This window comes from Spirillospora sp. NPDC047418, from assembly GCF_040643275.1.
Lineage (GTDB): Bacteria > Actinomycetota > Actinomycetes > Streptosporangiales > Streptosporangiaceae > Spirillospora.
Map to the genome: position 1 here is coordinate 1 of NZ_JBEYTW010000178.1, position 6,655 is coordinate 6,655.

General features: G+C 71.1%; 5 protein-coding genes. 2 read left to right on the plus strand and 3 right to left on the minus strand.

All coding sequences use genetic code 11. The features are described 5' to 3' along the window. Nucleotides 1-90: 90 nt before the first annotated feature. The 3 genes from ABZ806_RS44560 to cofD form a co-directional block, all read right to left on the minus strand. The gene (locus ABZ806_RS44560) at nucleotides 91-2,643 is read right to left on the minus strand and encodes a bifunctional FO biosynthesis protein CofGH (protein ID WP_500225964.1); all 2,553 of its coding nucleotides are present in this window, start codon (nucleotides 2,641-2,643) and stop codon (nucleotides 91-93) included. 88 nt (nucleotides 2,644-2,731) lie between these two features. Continuing rightward, nucleotides 2,732-4,018 carry a coenzyme F420-0:L-glutamate ligase gene (locus tag ABZ806_RS44565; RefSeq protein WP_500225966.1) on the minus strand — a complete coding sequence of 429 codons (1,287 nt, stop codon included), beginning with the start codon at nucleotides 4,016-4,018 and terminating at the stop codon, nucleotides 2,732-2,734. Further along, nucleotides 4,015-4,968, minus strand: a complete 954-nt coding sequence (gene cofD, locus ABZ806_RS44570) for a 2-phospho-L-lactate transferase (RefSeq protein WP_500225967.1) — start codon at nucleotides 4,966-4,968, stop codon at nucleotides 4,015-4,017. Before cofD ends, ABZ806_RS44565 begins: the two co-directional genes overlap by 4 nt. A 97-nt stretch (nucleotides 4,969-5,065) precedes the next feature. Here cofD and ABZ806_RS44575 point away from each other — a divergent pair, with 97 nt between their 5' ends. Together ABZ806_RS44575 and ABZ806_RS44580 are read left to right on the plus strand one after the other, a co-directional pair. Next, nucleotides 5,066-5,998, plus strand: coding sequence for a hypothetical protein (locus tag ABZ806_RS44575; protein ID WP_500225969.1), 933 nt, complete (start codon nucleotides 5,066-5,068; stop codon nucleotides 5,996-5,998). A gap of 258 nt (nucleotides 5,999-6,256) precedes the next feature. After that, on the plus strand, nucleotides 6,257-6,472 hold the full coding sequence (locus ABZ806_RS44580) for a WhiB family transcriptional regulator (protein WP_171064042.1): 216 nt from the start codon (nucleotides 6,257-6,259) through the stop codon (nucleotides 6,470-6,472). Nucleotides 6,473-6,655 lie beyond the last annotated feature (183 nt).

Here is a 6,655-nt window from a genome sequence, read left to right on the forward strand (position 1 = left end):
CCCACGCCCACCCATATCAAGGTCTGGGTGTGGTTGTTGTGGTGGTTGTGTGTTTTCAGCGACCCAATATAAAACACCCCCCGCCGCAGGTCAACGGGAGATGGGGGTTAGGGGGAGGTGGCCGAAATGGCCGATTCCGTCGGTGCGGCGGGACGCCTCCAGGCGCTCCGCCGGTACCTCGCCGTATAGGGTCGTGCGCTGCTTTGCCGGACGGCCCGCGCGCCGGGCGATCTCCTCCAGGTCGCTGATGGGCTTGAACGAACCGTTCTCCGACCCGGCCATCCGGCTGATGGTCTCCTCCATCAGCGTGCCGCCCAGGTCGTTCACGCCCCCTTGCAGGACCCGCGTACACAGCTCATCGCCCAGCTTCACCCACGACGTCTGGATGTTGGGGATCGCGCCGTGCAGCAGGATCCGCGCCAGGGCATGGACGGCCACGTTTTCCCGCACAGTCGGCCCAGGACGCGCCAGCCCCGCGAGATAGATGGGCGAGTTGTGGTGGACGAACGGCAGCAGCACGAACTCGCTGAACCCGCCCGTCCGCTCCTCGATCGACCTCAGCAACTTGAGGTGCGCGACCCAGTGCGACGGAGTATCCACGTGCCCGTACATCATCGTGGACGTCGTCGGGATGCCCACCTCATGCGCAGTGGTGACGACCTCGACCCACTGGTCGGTGGGCAGTTTCCCCTTGGTCAGCACCCACCGCACATCGTCGTCCAGGATCTCGGCGGCCGTCCCGGGCAGCGAGTCGACCCCGGCCTCCTTCGCGGCCTGCAACCACTCCCGGATCGACATGTCGGTCCTGGACGCGCCGTTCACGACCTCCATCGGGCTGTACGAATGCAGATGGATGTCGGGTGCCCGCTGCTTCACCTCACGCGCGAGGTCGAAGTAAGCGGTTCCGGGCAGGTCCGGATGGATGCCGCCCTGCATGCAGATCTCGGTGGCGCCCGCGGCCCACGCCTCGTCCACTCGGTCACCGACCTGGCTCAGCGACAGCGTGTAGGCGTCGGCGTCGGTCCGCCGCTGCGCGAACGCGCAGAACCGGCACCCGGTGTAGCAGACGTTCGTGAAGTTGATGTTCCGAGTGACGACGTACGTCACATCGTCGCCAACGGTCTCCCGGCGCAGGTCGTCGGCGAGCCGGGCCAGCGCGTCGAGTTCAGGCCCATCGGCGTGCAGGAGGGCGAGCGCCTCATCGTCCGACAGTCCCGCGGGGTCCTGCTCCGCGCGCGCGAGAGCGGTCTTCACATCGGCGTCGAACCGCTGGGGCGCGGACATGCGCTCCTTCAGCGCGTCCCAGTCCCCGTAGACCTCGTCGAAGTCGTCGCGCCGGTCACTGGTCCGTCCCGTCGTGTCGATCGACGTGTGCAGATCAGTCCGCCCGGACGCCTCGAACCCGCCGTCGGGCTCCTGCCACGGACGCCCCTCGAGCACCGCGTCCTCCCTCGCCAGCCCGGTGGCCGGGTCGGCGAGAGCGGCGACATGCCCGATGAGCCGCGGGTCGAGCCACGGCTCGCCCCGCCGTACGTACTCGGGATAGATCGTCAGCCGTTCCCGCAGCGAGAACCCCAGCTCGGCGGTCCGCTCGGCCAGCTCGTCGATCTGCGGCCACGGCCGCTCCGGGTTCACGTGGTCGGGCGTCAGCGGCGAGACGCCGCCCCAGTCGTCGATCCCCGCCCGCAGCATCAGCGCGTACTGGTCGGCGACCAGGTTCGGCGGCGCCTGCACGCGCGCCTTCGGCCCCAGAATGAGCCGGGTCACCGCGATCGTCGCGGCCAGCTCCCCCAGCTCCGCGTCCGGGGTGTCGCGCATCTTCGTGTCGGGCTTCGCGCGGAAGTTCTGGACGATCACCTCCTGGATCGCCCCGTACTCCCGCATCGTCCGCCGGATCTCGAAGATCGCGTCCGCGCGCTCCTCGACCGTCTCGCCGATGCCGATCAGGATCCCGGTCGTGAACGGCACGTTCGTGCGCCCGGCGTCCTCGAGGACCCGCAGCCGGACGGCCGGGTCCTTGTCCGGCGACCCGAAGTGCGGCCCGCCCTTCTCGCTGAACAACCGCGTCGCCGTCGTCTCCAGCATCATGCCCATCGACGGCGCGACCGGCTTGAGCCGCTGGAAGTCGCGCCACGTCAGCACGCCCGGGTTCAGGTGCGGCAGCAGCCCGGTCTCCTCCAGCACCCGGATCGCCATGGCCCGCACGTAGGACAGCGTGTCGTCGTAGCCGTGCGCGTCCAGCCACTCGCGCGCCTGCTTCCACCGGTCCTCGGGACGGTCCCCGAGCGTGAACAGGGCCTCCTTGCAGCCCATCTCGGCGCCCTGCCGCGCGATCTCCAGCACCTCGTCCGGGCTGAGGTACGGCGCGTCCAGCTTGTGCGGGACGGTCGCGAACGTGCAGTAGCCGCAGCGGTCCCGGCACAGCCGGGTCAGCGGGATGAAGACCTTGCGGCTGTAGGTGATGACGCCCGGCCGGCCGGCGGCCTCCAGGCCGGCGTCCCGGGTGCGGGCCGCGTAGGAGAGCAGATCGTCGAGCTGCGCCCCGCGGGCCTGCAGCAGTGTGGTGGCCTCGGATCGGTCCAGTGTCTTGCCGTCACGCGCGCGGGCCAGGGCCCGGCGAAGAGCGGAGCTCGTCGCGTCCATGCGGGCACTCTATGCCAATCGTCATAATTCGCGCCGCCCCGGGGTCCCGCATCGGGACCAGCCCCGGCCACCACGGAGTTATTCCCGCTCAGCGCACCTCGATGAACGCGTCCGCGCTGCGGGCGGGGCGGTCGCGCGGGGGCGCGGCCGCGTGACCGACTCCCACCGCGCCCATCGGATCCCACTCGTCCGGCAGGTCGAGCACCTCGCGCACCACGTCCCGGCAGAACATCGTGCTCGAGACCCAGCACGACCCGAGCCCCTCGACCGCCAGCGCGACCAGCAGGTTCTCCACGCCGGCGCCCGCCGCCACGACGAACATCTCGCGCTCGGCGCGCGACCGGCGCTCGTCCGGATAGTCGTGCGAACCGTCCATCACCAGGCACGGCACCACGAGGTGGGGGGCGCGCCGCAGCACCTCGCCGCGGCGGAGCCGCTTGGTGATCGACTCCTCGGAGAACCCGTCCCGCCGCAGGTCGGCCTCCCAGGCGTCGCGCATCGCGTCGAGTAGCCGCGTCCGGGACACCGCCGACTCCAGCAGGACGAACCGCCACGGCGTCGTGTGGTGCGGCGCCGGGGCGGTGATCGCCGCGCCGACGGCCCGCCGCACCGCCGCCGGGTCCACCGGCTCGTCGGTGAACTCCCGGATCGTCCGCCGCGCACGCAGCACGTCCGCCGACCCGAACCGGAACATGTCCTCGGCAGGCGGACGCACCAGAGCGCGCGCCCCCGGCCCGTCCTCCGCCGTCACGACCCCGGTGAGCCCCCGCACGACGGCGATCGGCACCCCGTCGAACTTGCCCTTGACCAGTTCGCCCGCAGCGGCGATCTCATCGGCCACGGCCGTGATGGTGGCGTCGAGCCGGTTGCCGTAGGAGTCGTCCAGCCCGCGCAGATCATTGAGCGGCTCCAGCCCGGCGACCCCGATGGCGGCATCGGTCAGCCCGTTCCGCCACGGCCGCCCGAGCGTGTCGGAGACGATCACGGCCACCTCCACACCGGCGTGCTTCCGCACCCCGGCCCGGATGCGCCGCGCCGAGGCGTCGGGGTCCTCCGGCAGCAGCAGCACGGTGCCCGGCCGCGTGTTGGACGCGTCCACACCGGCCGCCGCGAGCACGAGCCCCTGCCGCGTCTCCACGATCCGGGTCTCGCCGCGCGCATGCGTCCGCCGCGCGACCACCCGCACGGTCTCGGCGTCGATGGCCTTCTCCCGGTCGTCGGCGACCAGGATCCGCCCCTCCGCCTTGCTCACGATCTTGGACGTGACGACGAGCACGTCCCCATCGGCGACCAGGTCGGCGGGAACCAGCGCGGCGATGTCATCGCCCTCGGCGACCTCGGGAAGCCCCGGAACGCCGAAAACCTCGATCTTCACTCGGCGTCCTCCGCCCGCTTCAACTCGACGGCGAGGTCGAGCGCGGCCCGCGCGATATCGACCGTCGCGCCCTCGTCGCTCATCAGCAGCGGCCGCGACCGCACCTCGATGCCCTCGACCCGCACATCCGCGTCGGCGGAATCGACGAGCCACCCGTCGAGCAGCCCGAGCCCGTAGAGCTCGGCAACGGCCAGAGCCGACGTCGCGACCCCGATGGCCGTCAGGCAGGCGTCCGCCATTCCCCGCACCGGCGCCCCGCCGATGATCGGCGAGACGCCCACCACGGTCTTCGCCGCGATGGCGTCGCGGATGCCGGGCACCGCCAGGATCGTCCCGATGCTCACCACCGGGTTGGACGGCGGGAAGAGCACCACGTCGGCGGCCTCGATCGCCGCGAGCACCCCGGGCGCCGGCTTCGCGTCCTCCGCGCCGACCGCCGCGATCGACAGCGCCGGGACGGACGCCCGCAGCCGCACCCACCACTCCTGGAAGTGGATCGCCCGCCGCCCCTGGTCGTCCTCGATGACCACGTGCGTCTCGACCTGGTCATCGGTCATCGGGATCAGCCGCACCCCCGGCTTCCACCGGTCGCACAGCGCCTCGGTGACGGCCGACAGCTTGTACCCGGCCGCGAGCATCTGCGTCCGCACGATGTGGGTGGCGAAGTCCCGGTCGCCGAGCCCGAACCACGCGGGCCCGGCTCCGTAGGCGGCGAGCTCCTCCTTGAGGGTGAACGTCTCGTCCGCCCGCCCCCAGCCCTGCTCCTCGTTGATCCCGCCGCCGAGCGTGTACATCACGGTGTCGAGATCGGGACAGACCCGCAGCCCGAACAGCGAGATGTCGTCCCCGGTGTTCCCGATGACGGTGATCTCCGCCTCCGGAACCGCCCCCCGCAGCCCCCGCAGGAACCGGGCCCCGCCGATCCCGCCCGCCAGACACACGATCTTCATGCCCACAACCCTACGGCGCCCCGGGGGGTCGCACCCCCCGGCGAGACTATGCAAAGCTTTGGCGTGTAATGGATTGCCTCGGTCTGGAGAATTCACCGTGAACAAGGAAGCCGTCCAGCGCCTGCGCGAACCGGCCGCCTGGGTTTTGCTCGCCGCGGCGGGACTGCACTTGCTCGCGGGCCTGATCTCCCTTCTCGGCGGCGATGGCTCGTTCACCGGCCGCGCGCTGGGCGAGACGCAGGGCGGGACGTTCCTGCAGATCGTCCTCGTCGGGGTCCTGGTCCTGGCGGTGCTCCTGGTGACGTGGGGCGAGACGCAGACGCCGCAGGCCAGGACGATCACGATGGGGGCGCTCGGCGTCCTCGGCGGCATCGCCCTGTTCGGGGTGATCTCGTGGCTGAGCGGGATGCTCGCCGACTCCGAGTACATCTCGGCGCTGACGAAGCTGTCGGCGTTCCTCGAGGGCGCCGGGAAGCTGGCCATCGTCGGTGCGGGCGGCTGGTTCGTCTTCACCGTGTTCCAGGGGATGCAGCCGCCGCGTCCGCAGCCGCAGCAGCAGGGCTATCCCGACTTCGGCTACCAGCAGGGGCAGCCGGGCCAGCAGCAGTACGGCCAGCAGCAGCAGTTCGGCCAGCAGGGCTTCGAGCAGCAGGGCTTCGACCAGCAGGCCCAGCAGCCGCAGCAGTACGGCCAGCAGCAGTACCAGCAGTACGGGCAGCAGCCGGGCGCCGAGGGCCAGCAGGGGCAGGGCCAGCAGCAGTACGGCCAGCAGCAGTACGGGCAGCAGCAGTACGGGCAGCAGGACTACCAGCAGTACGGCGCGCAGAGCGGCGGCTACCAGGCGGGTCAGCAGCCGCAGCAGGGCCAGCAGCCGCAGCAGCAGCCCGCCGCCGACCAGGAGGAGATGGGCGAGTGGACGCGCGCCTACGGCGGCTCCGGCCAGGACCAGGGCCCGCAGGGCACGCAGCCGGCGCCGGGCGCCGAGCAGGGCGACTGGTACCGGGACAACCGTCCGCCGCCTCCGCAGTGATCGTGGCGCGCCGCCGGCCGCCGGATTAACCGATCTTCAGCGAAAGGTCGTCCTGGCATAACCCGTTTTGTCGCCCAGGAATGCTCTCCGGCTTGACGGGGCAGCCACTGCACGCGTGTAATTTCGTCCGTGTAGTTTCAATGCCTTCTCGGGGGAAGGAACCGGAGGGAAGGCATTGACCAGGGGGTTCCACGGGCAGGGAGGTGCGCTGTGAGCGAGGTGGTCATCCCGCTGGCGCACGGCACAGACGGCGAAGAGATGGGCTGGCAGGAGCGCGCCCTGTGCGCGCAGACGGACCCGGAGGCGTTCTTTCCGGAGAAGGGCGGCTCGACTCGCGAGGCCAAGAAGGTGTGCCGGGCGTGCGAGGTGCGTACGGAGTGCCTTGAGTACGCGCTGCAGCACGACGAACGTTTCGGCATCTGGGGGGGACTCTCCGAGCGGGAACGGCGCAAGCTGAAGCGGCAGGCCGTCTAGGACGGCGGGACGTTCCGGCCGCCCGCCCCGGATCTCGGTGGATCCGGAGCGTGCCCCGCGCGGCCGCGCGTACAGTAAGCAGCCGTGGCGGGCCCCGGGGGGGGGCGGGGGGGGTTTTTTTTTTTAGCCCCCCCCAAAAAACCACCCCCCGCCGCAGAACCACGAAGGGGGACTCGGCGCTAG